This window comes from Citrobacter sp. Cu231 (assembly GCF_030332265.1).
GTDB lineage: Bacteria > Pseudomonadota > Gammaproteobacteria > Enterobacterales > Enterobacteriaceae > Citrobacter > Citrobacter meridianamericanus.
Map to the genome: position 1 here is coordinate 867,423 of NZ_JAOWIE010000032.1, position 14,899 is coordinate 882,321.

A 14,899-nucleotide genomic window follows, 5' to 3' on the forward strand; every position below is an offset into this window, starting at 1 on the left:
TCTGCGCAGGGAATGGTGTTATACTGTGCAGGTTTTGAACACAAGCGAGGATGATATGTCTACCCAATTAGACCCGGCCCAACTGGCAATAGAATTTTTACGTCGTGATAAATCCGATCTTTCACCGGCTCAGTACCTGAAAAGACTGAAACAACTCGAACTGGAGTTTGCTGATTTACTGGCGCTTTCATCGATTGAACTGAAAGAAGAGATCTATTTTGCCTGGCGCATGGGCGTTCATTGATTCCGGTATGCTTATCGAGTAAAAACCCCGACACGCGTTCGGGGTTATTTTTTGCCTTAAATCTTCATTACCACTTCATCTCACCGGTATTGACTTTTGCACTTAGCTCCAGAGAGCTTGTGTCCGCGAGACCTGACCAAGCCGCGGTCATGGTTTTAATCACATAGTCAGATCCTTTCTTCGCCTCTAATGCCTGCTCAAACGACTGCAAATAGTCCTGAGTGAAGCGAATCGCTTTATCGCCCGTAGGGCGTTCGCCAATGTAATGACCTGGGATCACCTGAGTGGGGTGTAAGTTCTGCATTTCGCTCAGTACGCTACGCCATGCGCTACGTTGTTCTGCAGACTGAGTATCTGCCGTCCAGACATGTATACCGGAAGCCACGCCAGTACCGCCAATAATGGCACGGTTTGCTGGGATCCAGACATAGGCTGCATAATCGTCGGGATGGCGCAGTTCCAGTGTTTCGCCATCAACCGTGAACTGCGTTTGCGTTGTCGCCTGCGGAACGGTGAGCGATGTTGGCGCACCATCCTTCATTTGCGGACCCCAGAACTGCAGTTTAGCCTCTTTGGTGGCGCGGATATGGTCCACTACGTGTGGTGTTGCCAGAACTTTTACCTGTGGGAAGGCATTGACGATAGGCTGCAGGCCAAAATAGAAATCCGGATCGCCGGAGGTGATCACGATAGCCTTCAGCGTTTTACCGCTGGCGTGAATCATCTGCACCAGTTGTTCGCCATCTTTAGTACTGAACTGGGCGTCAAACAAAATGGCCTCTTTGGGACCAGACACCAGCGTCGAAGAGACCGGGAAAATACCCTTGTCCTGGGGATTGTAAACCTCCAGTTGTAGCGGCGCGGCGAAGGCTGAAGAAGCGAAGAGAGGTAACAGCAGGGCCAGAGTTTTAACTTTCATGCCGGGTAACCTTATGCAGGGAATTGTCTTTTGATAGTTCCCGTATTTTAAGGAAATTCGGATCTGTTAGAATTCCCTCATTAGGACATGCTGAGTTTCATAAAACGATCGGATGGGATGTAATGGACAGAGTAATGGCGGCAACGGTATTTAACCATATCTGTGATTTGGGCAGTCTGAGCGCCGCTGCACGTGCATTGGGGCTTTCCCGTCCGATGGTCAGTCGTTACCTCGACGAGATGGAAAAATGGGCAGGCGCAAGACTTATCCATCGATCATCGCGTCGCTTGACGATCACGCCAGCGGGTGAAGAGGCATTAGCGAAAACACGTTCTCTGGCGCAACTTTCGCTGGATATCGGGGCCGCCAGCGCCGCGCAAACGCCCAGTGGCACGCTACGTGTGGCCTGTGCGCACTTTACTGCTATGCATATATTAGCGCCGGTACTGCCCACATTTCTGGCGCAGTATCCGCAGTTGCGGATCGAGGTGGAGATCAATAATCAACCGGTAAGCCTGGTAGGAGAACGTATCGATGTGGCAATCCGCATAACGGAAAATCCCGAACCCGGAACCATCGCCCGTCGCCTTGGCGACTGTAAATCGGTGCTCTGCGCGTCTGTAGATTATCTGCATCAATACGGTACTCCTGAAACGCTCGACGATCTGACGCGGCACAATTGCCTCTATTACAGCGGGTTTGCTGGTAAATCCTGGCACTTTCAGGATGTCTACGGCCAGGATGTCGCCGTTGCGATTAAAGGGAACTTGAGCGCCGGAATCTCTTCGCTGCTCTGTGAGTCGGCGCAGGCGGGAATGGGCATTGCGCTGGTGCCGGAACTGGAGGCGCGGGAAGGGCTGGCGCAGGGGACGTTGATTCGCATATTACCAGAGCTACAGCCCAAATGCCTGCCGATTTATGGTTTATACCTTTCTCGTGAACATCAGCCTGCGGGCTTACGCTTGCTGCTGGACGCACTCAGTGGGGCGCAATGCTAAAAAGGTAGCTAAACGTGCTCATAAAATAGTCAAACCGCAATTTGTGTTAAAAAAAACTTATCAGTGTATGAGATTCTTCTTATCGCCCCTTCAAGAGCTAAGCCATTGTGAGTGCCGGAGATAAGCGCCGGATGGGGCCGGAACCCTTAAGCCTGCCAGCAAGCAGACTTAAGGGTTTTTTGTTGTTTGTCAATTAGCTGGGGTCGATTCCATTATCATTGACACGGAAAATATAAAAATCCCATTCAGTTCGCGCAGGCTTTTTTACTTTCCGGCGATATAGCAGGGGTATTCGCGGATGTGCCATGGCATAGTAACTCTGTCATAACGTCGTTAATTGTTATCGCGTGCAGCAACGGACTGTACTTTCCACTCGCCATTTTCATTAACCATACAATCAATAACCGTGTGAGGATTTTTTTTGCCGAATGTTATATTGACGTTTACGCAGACAGGATCCCAGTCATATGAGGATATGGCCACATTCTCTGTCCAGTCGTCACCGATATATTGTGATTTTAGAAAAAAATCAGCAGAATAGAAAACCTCATCATCATAATTTGGATCTTGTGTTCGCCTTAGTTTCTGCATTGTTGATGCAGTAACGTATTTATCGATATCCTTACCGTCGGTAATCGGGAAATTATTATTGTTAATTTTGTTCACGTACCACTTATTAAATGCAACGGCCTGGTTAACAGGATCGTTGGTATTATTTGCCATAGCAGATGAGGTCACCAGTAGCAAAAGCAGTAATTTTTTCATGTCACTTGTGCCTGTATATAGTAACAGTGGGCTGGATTTTTCTGTACTGTGGCCAGGGCATAAACTGCGCTGTACGAAATCGGAGTACCAGGCTCCCGTCCCATCGTAAATACAGGCGTGCCCATACTGGTTTGGACCTGGTAAAGCATCAATAACCGCTATATCGCCCTCTATTGGGGTGCCGTATGATTTGCTGAATCCTGTTTTTTCTAGTGACCTTGCAAAACTGTTGGCGTTAGTACCTTCAATTTTGACGCCGCCAGCGCGAATTGCTGCAGCTACTGCTCGAGCGCAATAACCCTGGCTTTTTTGATGCGCGTGACTTCGCGTATACGAGACCGCATCATGTTTATTCCATGACATAATTTCCCCTTAGTAATAGAATGAATCATAAAATAATAATACTCCGGCACTTAATTCGAAATTGTATTTTATAGTGAGATTTAATTAATCAACATATGTAATGCCAATATTAATTATCGAATTGATAATTAAAGCGTATGGCAATATATTGAATTAGCAATTAGTCCTGCAAATCCCAAAGTTAATCTTATTTGCGTAATGTTTACTGTTAAAATCAAACTGGCTTGTAAATTATGACGTTTAAAATCGGGAACACGCCTCGCATAACCTCCATTTTAGGATTTGGGGGGCAAAATCGCGCTGAGGGCTCAATTTGGGGCGTTAAATAGTCTGTACTTATCTATCACGAGAAAAGACTAAGTTACTGATTACACTATAATCCAATGATTTCATTAAATTTTTAAAACCTATCCCTTAAATAGACATTATCTATACATCTTTTGATCTTTGACCTGCCTGAACGATTGGATTTTCATAATCCATTATTAATCAAAGCATTGAACAAAATAATCCATCTCTGATAACCCGCGCTGCAGGGTCTATGCTTATTAAAAGTAACCAAAAAGGGCGATTAACCCGAATGCCCCTGCTGTTGAGGGGTTGAAGTGATAATCATTATCACTAACATATTGTTATAGTCTAAAAGCTAGTGACTCGAGGTAACCCTATGGAATTGCATTCAGGAACATTTAACCCGGAAGATTTTGCCTGGCGTGGACTGAGGTTAACGCCAGCGGCTGCGGCGCACATCCGCGAACTGATGGCAAAGCAACCCGGCATGTTGGGCGTTCGCCTGGGCGTGAAGCAAACGGGATGTGCAGGATTCGGCTACGTGCTGGATACCGTCCGTGAGACTCAAAAAGACGATCTCCTGTTTGAAATGGATGGTGCCAGACTGTATGTGCCGTTACAGGCGATGCCGTTCATCGACGGCACAGAAGTCGATTTTGTTCGCGAAGGATTAAATCAGTTATTTAAATTTCATAACCCGAAAGCCCAGAACGAATGCGGCTGTGGCGAAAGTTTTGGGGTATAGGCGGTACTATGTCTCGTAATACTGAAGCAACTGACGATGTCAACACCTGGGCTGACGGGCACCTTAATTACAAAGAGGGGTTCTTCACCCAACTGCAAACCGACGAGCTGGCGAAAGGGATTAGCGAAGAGGTCGTGCGCGCAATTTCGGCAAAACGTAATGAACCCGACTGGATGCTGGAATTCCGCCTTAATGCCTTTCAGGCATGGTTGACCATGGAAGAACCGCACTGGCTAAAAGCGCACTATGACAAACTGAATTATCAGGATTACAGCTATTACTCTGCGCCGTCCTGCGGCAACTGCGATGAAACCTGTGTGTCTGAACCGGGAGCGGTGCAGCAAACGGGCGCAAATGCATTTTTAAGTAAAGAGGTCGAGGACGCCTTTGAACAGCTTGGCGTGCCGGTCCGCGAAGGCAAAGAGGTGGCGGTTGATGCCATTTTTGACTCGGTGTCGGTGGCGACCACCTATCGCGACAAACTGGCGGAACAGGGCATTATTTTCTGTTCGTTCGGTGAGGCGATTCACGACCACCCGGAGCTGGTAAAACAGTATCTGGGCACGGTTGTTCCGGGTAATGACAATTTCTTTGCCGCGCTGAATGCGGCAGTGGCCTCCGACGGTACGTTTATTTATGTGCCGAAAGGTGTGCGTTGCCCAATGGAACTGTCGACCTATTTCCGTATCAATGCGGAAAAAACCGGGCAGTTTGAACGCACCATTCTGGTTGCGGATGAGGGAAGCTACGTCAGCTATATCGAAGGCTGTTCGGCCCCTGTGCGCGACAGCTATCAGCTGCATGCTGCGGTAGTGGAGGTCATCATCCACAAAGATGCCGAAGTGAAATACTCGACGGTACAAAACTGGTTCCCTGGCGATGGCAATACCGGCGGCATTTTGAACTTTGTTACCAAGCGGGCGCTGTGCGAAGGCGAAAACAGCAAAATGTCGTGGACGCAGTCAGAAACCGGTTCGGCCATTACCTGGAAATACCCAAGCTGCATTCTGCGTGGGGATAACTCTATCGGCGAATTCTACTCCGTGGCCCTGACCAGTGGTCATCAGCAGGCCGATACTGGCACCAAGATGATCCACATTGGCAAGAACACCAAATCAACCATCATCTCTAAAGGTATCTCCGCCGGACACAGTCAGAACAGCTATCGCGGTTTAGTGAAAATCATGCCAACCGCCACCAATGCCCGCAACTATACCCAATGCGACTCGATGCTGATCGGCGCGGATTGTGGGGCGCACACCTTCCCGTATGTGGAGTGTCGTAACAACAGCGCCCAGCTTGAACACGAAGCCGCGACGTCGCGCATTGGTGAAGACCAGCTATTTTACTGCCTGCAGCGCGGTATCAGCGAAGAGGATGCCATTTCGATGATCGTGAATGGTTTCTGTAAAGACGTGTTCTCTGAACTGCCGCTGGAATTTGCCGTGGAAGCGCAAAAACTTCTCGCCATAAGTCTTGAACACAGCGTCGGTTAAAATTTAAGGAAAGCACATGTTAAGCATCAAAGATTTACAGGTCAGTGTGGAAGATAAGACGATCCTGCGTGGGCTGAGTCTTGACATTCGCCCCGGAGAAGTGCACGCCATTATGGGGCCAAACGGTTCCGGGAAAAGTACGCTTTCCGCCACGCTCGCCGGACGTGAAGACTATGAAGTCACCGGCGGGACGGTAGAGTTCAACGGTAAAGATTTACTGGAACTGTCACCGGAAGAGCGGGCCGGTGAAGGCATCTTTATGGCATTTCAGTATCCAGTAGAAATCCCCGGCGTAAGTAATCAGTTTTTCCTGCAAACGGCACTGAATGCGGTGCGCACCTACCGTGGCGAAGAGTCACTGGACAGGTTTGACTTCCAGGATCTGATGGAAGAAAAAATTGCGTTGCTGAAGATGCCGGAAGATTTGCTCACGCGTTCGGTCAACGTCGGTTTCTCCGGCGGTGAGAAAAAGCGTAATGACATTTTGCAAATGGCGGTACTGGAGCCTCAGTTGTGCATTCTGGATGAGTCAGACTCCGGGCTGGATATTGACGCGCTGAAAATCGTCGCCGACGGCGTGAACTCGCTGCGTGATGGGCAACGTTCATTCATTATCGTCACCCATTATCAGCGTATCCTGGACTATATCAAACCCGATTATGTTCACGTTCTCTACCAGGGGCGAATTGTGAAATCCGGTGATTTCACACTGGTCAAACAACTGGAGGAGCAAGGTTATGGCTGGCTTAGCGAACAGCAGTAACGTGTTGCAACAGTGGCACCATCTGTTTGCGACGCAAGGTGAGACTCGCTCGCAACATGCCCAGCAGCACCTGCAACAGATGCTGCGACTGGGGCTGCCAACGCGTAAGCATGAGGACTGGAAATACACGCCGCTGGAGGGATTAACCCACAGCCAGTTTGTCAGCCATGTCAATGAGATATCGTCAGCCCAGTGTGAAGCGTTAGCACCGGCTATTGAGGCCATACGACTGGTATTTGTCGACGGGCAATTCTCTCCAACGCTGAGCGACAGCGCGGAAGGTAGTGGTTTTGATATTACCGTTGATGATGTACGCCAGACGCTACCGGCCGCCATCCAACCGGAAGTCTTTCTGCACCTGACCGAAAGCCTGTCGCGTAGCGTCACGTACATTAAGGTGAAGCGAAACCAGCGGCCGAAGAAACCGCTGTTGTTGTTGCACATTACCCAGGGGCTGGCGAGCGATCAGGTGAATACGGCGCACTATCGCCACCATCTGGAACTGGCGGAAGGGGCTGAAGCAACCGTCATTGAACACTATGTCAGCCTTAGCGAGCTTCGTCATTTCACTGGCGCACGCTTAACCATGAATGTCGCGGCGAATGCGCACTTGCGCCATATCAAACTGGCGTTTGAGAATCCGCAAAGCCACCACTTCGCACATAATGACATTCAATTGGGGGCGGATGCCACGGCCACCAGCCACAGCTTTTTACTCGGTGATGCGGTGCTGCGCCATAACACCAGCACTCAGCTTAACGGCGAAAACACGACGCTTCGGCTCAACAGCCTGGCGATGCCGGTGAAAAATGAAGTCTGCGACACCCGTACCTGGCTTGAGCATAACAAGGGATATTGCAACAGCCGCCAGTTGCATAAAACGATTGTCAGCGATAAGGGGCGGGCGGTATTCAATGGCCTGATTAACGTTGCTCAGCACGCTATTAAAACTGATGGTCAGATGACCAACAATAATTTGCTGCTCGGTAAACTGGCTGAGGTGGATACCAAACCACAACTTGAAATCTATGCCGACGACGTGAAATGCAGCCACGGGGCGACGGTAGGGCGGATCGACGACGAGCAGATGTTCTATCTGCGTTCGCGTGGGATCGGCCAGCAGGATGCCCAACAAATGATTCTCTATGCGTTTGCCGCTGAGCTAACGGAAGCCCTGGACGAGGAAACGCTGAAGCAACAGGTATTGGCAAGGATCGCCCAACGCTTGCCGGGAGGCGTAGCATGACATTTCCCATTGAAAAAGTGCGGGCCGATTTTCCAATCCTGACGCGTGAAGTGAATGGTTTACCGTTGGCGTATCTGGACAGCGCCGCCAGCGCGCAAAAACCTAACCAGGTGATTGATGCTGAAGCCGAGTTTTACCGTCACGGCTATGCGGCGGTCCACCGTGGTATCCATACGTTGAGTGCTCAGGCCACGGAAAAAATGGAGAATGTGCGCAAGCTCGCCTCGCTGTTTATTAACGCCCGCTCAGCGGAGGAGCTGGTGTTTGTTCGCGGTACCACGGAAGGGATCAACCTGGTAGCAAACAGCTGGGGCAACAGCAATGTGCGGGCGGGTGATAACATCATCATCAGCGAAATGGAGCATCATGCCAACATTGTGCCCTGGCAGATGCTGTGTGCCCGCGTCGGGGCTGAACTGCGCGTTATTCCACTTAATGACGATGGTACATTGCAACTGGAAGCGCTGCCGATGCTGTTTGACGATCGCACGCAACTGCTGGCGATTACCCACGTATCTAACGTACTGGGCACGGAAAACCCGTTGGGTGAGATGATCGCGCTGGCGCATCAATACGGTGCAAAAGTACTGGTGGATGGCGCACAGGCGGTTATGCATCATCAGGTGGATGTGCAGGCGCTGGATTGCGACTTCTATGTTTTCTCCGGTCACAAGCTCTATGGGCCAACTGGTATTGGTGTTCTGTATGCCAGAGAGTCGCTGCTACAGGAGATGCCGCCGTGGGAAGGTGGCGGGTCGATGATTGCGACAGTGAGCCTGAGCCAGGGAACGACATGGGCCAAAGCCCCCTGGCGGTTTGAAGCCGGAACGCCAAATACGGGTGGAATTATTGGGCTCGGCGCGGCTATTGAATATATTTCAGCGCTGGGGCTGGCTGAAATCAGCGAATATGAACAATTCATGATGTGCTATGCGCTTGAACAGCTGGGGGATGTGCCGGATTTAACGATCTACGGACCGGATAACCGTCTGGGCGTGATTGCGTTTAACCTCGGCAAGCATCATGCTTATGACGTCGGGAGTTTTCTCGATAACTATGGCATTGCTGTACGAACGGGGCATCACTGCGCAATGCCGCTGATGGCCTTTTATAACGTTCCCGCGATGTGCCGGGCGTCGATTGCCATGTACAACACCCATGAAGAAGTGGATCGCCTGGTAACAGGTCTCAAGCGTATTCATCACTTACTGGGCTAACAGGGAGGCGTTATGGCTGCGCTACCGGATAAAGAAAAGTTGTTGCGTAATTTTACGCGTTGCGCTAATTGGGAAGAGAAATACCTGTACATTATTGAACTGGGTCAACGTCTGCCACAATTAAGCGACGACGATCGTAATGTGGAAAATAGCATCCAGGGATGTCAAAGCCAGGTATGGATTGTTATGCGTCAGAATGCCGAAGGAATTATTGAATTTCAGGGCGACAGCGATGCGGCTATTGTGAAAGGGCTTATTGCGGTGGTATTCATTTTGTATGACCGCATGATGGCCCAGGATATTGTGAATTTTGATGTGCGTCCGTGGTTTGAAAAAATGGCGCTCGCACAGCATCTCACACCGTCTCGGTCACAAGGGCTCGAAGCGATGATTCGGGCAATTCGCGCCAAAGCCGTAACTCTTAGCTAAACTGATAAGACACGTCATTTTTCAGAGCGACCTGAACAATCTCGTGTTGGGCAACGCAGTGACTCGTAGGCCGGATCGGGCGCTTGCCGCCATCCGGCATGAACGCCAGGGGGGTGAGTGAGTATGAAACGCGCGTCTGTTATTACGTTAATGCTAATCGGCGCTTACAGTGCTATTCAGGCCGCATGGGCGGTCGATTATCCTTTGCCACAGGCGAACAGCCGTCTTGTTGGGCAAAACCAAACCTACACCGTGCAGGAAGGCGATAAAAACCTACAGGCGATTGCCCGTAAGTTTGATACTGCCGCAATGCTGATCCTTGAAGCCAATAATACTATTGCCCCCGTCCCAAAACCCGGAACGCTGATTACCATTCCCTCGCAATTATTGCTGCCAGATGCGCCACGCGAAGGCATTATTGTGAATCTTGCGGAACTGCGTCTGTATTACTTCCCGCCGGGTGAGAATATTGTTCAGGTCTTCCCGATTGGGATTGGTTTACAAGGACTGGAAACGCCGGTTATGGAAACCCGGGTTGGGCAGAAGATCCCAAATCCCACCTGGACTCCTACACCAGGCATCCGTAAACGCTCTCTGGAGCGAGGCATAACTCTACCGCCAGTTGTACCCGCTGGGCCAAATAATCCGTTAGGGCGCTTTGCACTGCGTCTGGCGCATGGAAACGGTGAATACCTGATCCATGGCACCAGCGCGCCGGATAGCGTGGGCTTGCGTGTGAGTTCCGGCTGTATTCGCATGAATGCACCGGACATCAAAGCATTGTTTGCTCAGGTCCGCACTGGAACGCCGGTCAGAGTGATTAATGAACCGATTAAATATTCGGTTGAGCCGAACGGCATGCGCTATGTCGAAGTGCATCGACCGTTGTCGCCGGAAGAGGAACAAAACGTCCAGACTATGCCCTATGTACTACCCGCCGGTTTTACCTCATTTAAAGACGACAAAGCCGTGGATAACAGCCTGGTGGAACGAGCGTTGTATCGCCGCGCGGGCTATCCTGTCACAGTGACAGCCGGACAAGTCTCGGTAGTTAGCAAGGGTGCGGAAGTGAAGTCTGCGCGTAATGGCGTACCAGGAGGGGATGCAGAGGTGCACGCAACGCAATAGCAGGGAAAGGAAATTCAGAGCAAAAAAATGGCGCACAATGTGCGCCATTTTTATTACACAGATACTATTACTTGCGGTATTTAGTAGCTGCGTTGTCCAGACGCTGGTTAGCGCGAGCTGCGTCATCTTTAGCAGCCTGAACGTCGGAACGCATTGCGTTCACGTCGTTGCTCAGCTGGTCAACTTTAGCGTTCAGAGTCTGAACGTCAGAAGACAGCTGATCGATTTTAGCATTGCTGGAGCAACCTGCCAGCAGAGTAGAACCCAGGATTACCGCGCCCAGTACCAGTTTAGTACGATTCATTATTAATACCCTCTAGATTGAGTTAATCTCCATGTAGCGTTACAAGTATTACACAAAGTTTTTTATGTTGAGAATATTTTTTTGATGGGAATGCACTTATTTTTGATCGTTCGCTCAAAGAAGCATCGAATTGTGCAAAAACAGCTAAAAAACCGAGTGAAAACAGAAAGCTTCCATCGGATTCATCTTAGATAATCTCGGATTAGATAGTGAAATCCGATTTGATTTTTTATTAATTGTGGCTATCGATAAAATAAAAAAAGCGCCGCAAGGGCGCTTTTCAAGCAAATTAATTCGCGGTGGAATTATTACAGCACGTGAACAGATGCAGTGTTGGTGGTTCCGCTCGGAACCAGCGCACCGGAAACCATCACAACTACGTCGCCTTTCTGAGCCAGACCGCTCTCCAGAGCAACTTCTTTGCCCAGGCGATAGAAATCATCGGTAGAGCTGATTTCTTTAACAACTTGTGCAACAACACCTTTGCTCAGCACCAGTTGACGCGCGGTAGTTTCATTGGTGGTCAGCGCCAGAATGGTCGCATCCGGGAAGTATTTACGTACTGCGCGAGCAGATTTACCGCCCTGGGTTGCAACGACGATCAGTGGAGCATCCAGTTTTTCTGCAGTTTCAACCGCGCCACGGCAAACGGCTTCGGTGATGCGCAATTTGCGGCTGTCGTTGTTGAAGTCCAGACGGCTGGTCATCACGCGGTCAGTACGCTCACAGATGGTCGCCATGATGGTGACGGCTTCCAGCGGGTATTTACCTTTTGCAGACTCACCAGACAGCATGACTGCGTCGGTACCGTCGAGGATGGCGTTAGCAACGTCGCCGGCTTCAGCACGGGTCGGACGCGGGTTTTTGATCATCGAGTCCAGCATCTGGGTCGCAGTGATAACGACTTTACGCGCACGGATACATTTTTCGATGATCATCTTCTGTGCGAAGATAACTTCTTCAACCGGGATCTCAACGCCCATATCGCCACGAGCAACCATGATGCCGTCAGACGCTTCGAGGATTTCGTCGAAGTTGTTCAGGCCTTCCTGGTTTTCGATTTTGGAGATGATCTGGATGTTTTCGCCGCCGTGCACTTTCAGGTGCTCACGGATTTCAACGACGTCAGAACGTTTACGGATAAAGGAAGCCGCAACGAAGTCAACGCCTTGTTCGCAACCGAAGATCAGGTCTTGTTTGTCTTTTTCAGCCAGTGCTGGCAGCGCGATGGAAACGCCTGGCAGGTTAACGCCTTTGTTTTCGCCCAGGTCGCCGTTATTCAGCACTTTACAGATAACTTTGTTACCTTCGATAGCGGTAACTTCCATGCCGATCAAACCATCGTCAACCAGAACGGTGTTGCCGACGGACAGATCTTTCGTGAAGCCTTCATAGGTAACAGCAACGATTTCGTTGTTGCCTACGACAGATTTGTCGGTGGTGAAGGTGAAGGTCTGGCCCGCTTTCAGGGAAACGTCGTTACCGCCTTCCAGTTTGATGGTACGGATTTCCGGACCTTTGGTGTCGAGCAGGATTGCGGCTTTCTTACCGGTTTTGCTCATGACGTTGCGCAAATTCTTGATGCGCTGACCGTGTTCTGCGTAATCACCGTGGGAGAAGTTCAGACGCATGACGTTCATGCCCGCGTCCAGCATTTTGGTTAACATCTCTTCGGATTCGGTTTTCGGACCGATGGTGCAAACAATTTTCGTCTTTTTCATGACAGTCTTAGTCTTTAAGTTGAGAAGGATATGGAAATCTGGCTCCCGCCGCGCACGGACGGGAAGCTAAACCTGAGTTACGAAAGTTGTGATGCCTCGCTCTAAGGATAGGTGACATCGAAAGAGCGTGCAGAGGAATGTGTGCTTGCGTTTCAGCCCAACGGGATGGTGAGTTTTGTAGTCGTTGAGTTTTACAGGTCAATGTGCTGAAACCATTCAAGAGACAATTGGCGCGCATTATACGCTGAAAAATATCAAAAAGGAAAATGGAAACAGCGTTTCAAAACACTTCTGTGCAGTTTTACAGAAAATATTCATTAATTTGTTCAGATGTAGGGATAAAGAAGTTGTTTGCCACTGTGGTTTGTTGCGCAACACGCTGAAAACGTCATCTCGGTGCCTGTGTTATATGCACATGACGCCAACCATATCGACATATTTCTAAATGTTATATCAAATTCATTTTAATTCATTTTAAAAGCCAATCTTGCTGATTACACTCATTTGGACATCCATACTGCTAAACAGCTAAAAGCGCTAGCAGAAGAACACTAAGCAGCAGCGGATACCCAAACGACATGATTGTCCTGAAAAATATTTCGAAAGTGTTTACGCCAGGCAGGCTTGCCATTACCGCTGTCGATAACGTCAACCTGACGGTTGAACAGGGACAGATTTACGGAATTATTGGTTACAGCGGGGCGGGGAAAAGCACCTTAATTCGCTTGCTCAATGGGTTGGAAAAACCAACCTCAGGCAGCGTAACAATTAACGGTCACGATATCTCTGCCGCCCGTGGGGAATCGTTACGTCAGGCGAGACTGAAAATCAGCATGGTGTTTCAGCACTTCAATTTGCTGTGGTCGCGGACCGTTAGCGAGAATATTGCTTTCTCTATGCAAATTGCTGGCGCGTCGAAAGCGTCTATCAAATCGCGGGTTGCCGAACTGATTGCGCTGGTTGGGCTGAGCGGTCGCGAAAATGCGTATCCGTCCCAGCTAAGCGGTGGACAAAAACAACGGGTAGGGATTGCCCGCGCGCTGGCGAATAATCCTGACGTATTGCTGTGTGACGAAGCCACCTCGGCGCTGGATCCGCAAACCACCGATCAGATTCTCGATTTACTGCTCGATATTAACCGTCGCTTCAAATTAACCATCGTGCTGATCACCCATGAAATGCACGTAGTACGCAAGATCTGCGATCGCGTGGCGGTCATGGAAAATGGCAAAGTCGTTGAAGAAGGCGACGTGCTCAGCGTTTTTACTCATCCGCAACAGGCGATCACCCGACAGTTCGTTCGTCAGGTGAGTCAATACGGCGAGGAAGACGAATTCAACCCGCAGTTGGCCAGCGAACTTGGCGGCGTGGTGATCAAGCTTACGTTTACCGGGCAACGTACGCATCGGCCAGTGGTTGGCGAATTGACCCTACGCTATGGCCTGCCGTTTAACATTTTACACGGCAAGATGACGCAAACCGCGCACGGTGTGTTTGGTCAGCTCTGGGTGCACGTGGTGGCCTCAGAAGAACAATTGAACAATATTTTGGCCGACCTGCGCCAGAGCGACATTGAAGGCGAGGTGATCCAACATGGCTGAAGAACTTTTTCCTCATCTAAAGTGGGACCAACTGCTGGCGGCAACCCAGGAAACGCTCTACATGACTGCCCTTTCAGGCGCAGCGACCTTTATTCTGGGAATCGCACTTGGGCTGGCGTTATTCCTGACCGCACGCGGTGGACTGTTTCACAATCGCGCGGTGTATAGCGGTATTTCGCTGGTGGTGAATATCTTTCGCTCGATCCCATTCATCATTTTGATCGTGCTACTGATCCCGTTTACCAAAGTAATGGTTGGCACCATTCTCGGCGCCAATGCCGCGCTGCCTGCGCTGATCGTAGGGGCTGCACCGTTTTATGCGCGGCTGGTCGAAATTGCCCTGCGTGAAGTCGATAAAGGCGTGATTGAAGCGACGCGTTCGATGGGCGCACGTCTGAGCACACTTATTTTTCGGGTTTTACTGCCAGAATCCTCTCCTGCCTTGGTGTCCGGCATCACCGTAACGCTGATTGCACTGGTTAGCTACAGCGCGATGGCGGGGGTGATTGGCGCCGGTGGTTTAGGGAATTTGGCCTATCTGGAAGGATTCCAGCGCAACCACAGCGACGTTACGCTGGTGGCGACAGTGACGATTTTGCTCATTGTTTTCATCATCCAGCTTTGCGGCGATGTGATCACCTCTCTGTTAGATAAACGCTAATAAAATAC

Annotated in this window: 16 protein-coding genes; 11 read left to right on the forward strand and 5 right to left on the reverse strand. The window is 50.1% G+C overall.

Annotation, left to right across the window (positions count from 1 at the left end; translation table 11 throughout):
* Positions 1-55 precede the first annotated feature (55 nt).
* A complete protein-coding gene (locus OGY15_RS10665) occupies positions 56-244 on the forward strand; it encodes a YdiH family protein (protein WP_151219032.1) in 189 nt (62 codons plus the stop codon).
* Between the two features lie 67 nt (positions 245-311).
* Here the strand turns inward: OGY15_RS10665 and OGY15_RS10670 are convergent, their stop codons facing one another.
* Positions 312-1,163, reverse strand: a complete 852-nt coding sequence (locus OGY15_RS10670) for a Vmh family MBL fold metallo-hydrolase (RefSeq protein WP_151219033.1) — start codon at positions 1,161-1,163, stop codon at positions 312-314.
* Between the two features lie 122 nt (positions 1,164-1,285).
* Between OGY15_RS10670 and OGY15_RS10675 the strand changes: the two genes are divergently transcribed.
* Entirely contained in the window at positions 1,286-2,161 is an 876-nt protein-coding gene (locus tag OGY15_RS10675; RefSeq protein ID WP_187259530.1) for a LysR family transcriptional regulator, read from the forward strand.
* A gap of 333 nt (positions 2,162-2,494) precedes the next feature.
* Here the strand turns inward: OGY15_RS10675 and OGY15_RS10680 are convergent, their stop codons facing one another.
* Positions 2,495-3,289, reverse strand: coding sequence for a DUF3828 domain-containing protein (locus tag OGY15_RS10680; RefSeq protein WP_286539060.1), 795 nt, complete (start codon positions 3,287-3,289; stop codon positions 2,495-2,497).
* 667 nt (positions 3,290-3,956) lie between these two features.
* Here OGY15_RS10680 and sufA point away from each other — a divergent pair.
* The 7 genes from sufA (at position 3,957) to ldtE (ending at position 10,604) form a co-directional block, all read left to right on the forward strand.
* The gene (gene sufA / locus OGY15_RS10685; protein ID WP_151219036.1) at positions 3,957-4,325 is read left to right on the forward strand and encodes a Fe-S cluster assembly scaffold SufA; all 369 of its coding nucleotides are present in this window, start codon (positions 3,957-3,959) and stop codon (positions 4,323-4,325) included.
* 8 nt (positions 4,326-4,333) lie between these two features.
* Positions 4,334-5,821: a Fe-S cluster assembly protein SufB gene (gene sufB, locus OGY15_RS10690; protein ID WP_286539062.1), complete on the forward strand. Its 1,488-nt coding sequence runs from the start codon at positions 4,334-4,336 to the stop codon at positions 5,819-5,821.
* Positions 5,822-5,837: 16 nt separating this feature from the next.
* Positions 5,838-6,584 carry a Fe-S cluster assembly ATPase SufC gene (gene sufC, locus OGY15_RS10695; RefSeq protein ID WP_151225388.1) on the forward strand — a complete coding sequence of 249 codons (747 nt, stop codon included), beginning with the start codon at positions 5,838-5,840 and terminating at the stop codon, positions 6,582-6,584.
* Positions 6,559-7,830 carry a Fe-S cluster assembly protein SufD gene (sufD, locus tag OGY15_RS10700; RefSeq protein ID WP_252838332.1) on the forward strand — a complete coding sequence of 424 codons (1,272 nt, stop codon included), beginning with the start codon at positions 6,559-6,561 and terminating at the stop codon, positions 7,828-7,830. The genes sufC and sufD overlap by 26 nt, the downstream gene beginning before the upstream one ends.
* Positions 7,827-9,047 (forward strand): cysteine desulfurase SufS, encoded by a 1,221-nt coding sequence (gene sufS / locus OGY15_RS10705; RefSeq protein WP_151225390.1) that lies wholly within the window; start codon positions 7,827-7,829, stop codon positions 9,045-9,047. The genes sufD and sufS overlap by 4 nt, the downstream gene beginning before the upstream one ends.
* Before the next feature lie 12 nt (positions 9,048-9,059).
* On the forward strand, positions 9,060-9,476 hold the full coding sequence (sufE, locus tag OGY15_RS10710; protein WP_151219041.1) for a cysteine desulfuration protein SufE: 417 nt from the start codon (positions 9,060-9,062) through the stop codon (positions 9,474-9,476).
* Between the two features lie 123 nt (positions 9,477-9,599).
* A complete protein-coding gene (gene ldtE / locus OGY15_RS10715) occupies positions 9,600-10,604 on the forward strand; it encodes a L,D-transpeptidase LdtE (RefSeq protein WP_187253017.1) in 1,005 nt (334 codons plus the stop codon).
* A gap of 67 nt (positions 10,605-10,671) precedes the next feature.
* Here the strand turns inward: ldtE and lpp are convergent, their stop codons facing one another.
* The 3 genes from lpp to ynhH all read right to left on the reverse strand — a co-directional run bounded on the left by lpp (position 10,672) and on the right by ynhH (position 12,831).
* Positions 10,672-10,908 carry a murein lipoprotein Lpp gene (lpp, locus tag OGY15_RS10720; RefSeq protein ID WP_003029373.1) on the reverse strand — a complete coding sequence of 79 codons (237 nt, stop codon included), beginning with the start codon at positions 10,906-10,908 and terminating at the stop codon, positions 10,672-10,674.
* 308 nt (positions 10,909-11,216) lie between these two features.
* Positions 11,217-12,629 carry a pyruvate kinase PykF gene (gene pykF / locus OGY15_RS10725; RefSeq protein ID WP_286539067.1) on the reverse strand — a complete coding sequence of 471 codons (1,413 nt, stop codon included), beginning with the start codon at positions 12,627-12,629 and terminating at the stop codon, positions 11,217-11,219.
* 7 nt (positions 12,630-12,636) lie between these two features.
* Positions 12,637-12,831 (reverse strand): protein YnhH, encoded by a 195-nt coding sequence (gene ynhH, locus OGY15_RS10730; RefSeq protein WP_242637968.1) that lies wholly within the window; start codon positions 12,829-12,831, stop codon positions 12,637-12,639.
* Between the two features lie 376 nt (positions 12,832-13,207).
* Here ynhH and OGY15_RS10735 point away from each other — a divergent pair, with 376 nt between their 5' ends.
* Together OGY15_RS10735 and OGY15_RS10740 are read left to right on the forward strand one after the other, a co-directional pair.
* Entirely contained in the window at positions 13,208-14,230 is a 1,023-nt protein-coding gene (locus tag OGY15_RS10735) for a methionine ABC transporter ATP-binding protein (RefSeq protein ID WP_151219042.1), read from the forward strand.
* The gene (locus OGY15_RS10740) at positions 14,223-14,891 is read left to right on the forward strand and encodes a methionine ABC transporter permease (RefSeq protein ID WP_151219043.1); all 669 of its coding nucleotides are present in this window, start codon (positions 14,223-14,225) and stop codon (positions 14,889-14,891) included. The genes OGY15_RS10735 and OGY15_RS10740 overlap by 8 nt, the downstream gene beginning before the upstream one ends.
* Positions 14,892-14,899: the final 8 nt, after the last annotated feature.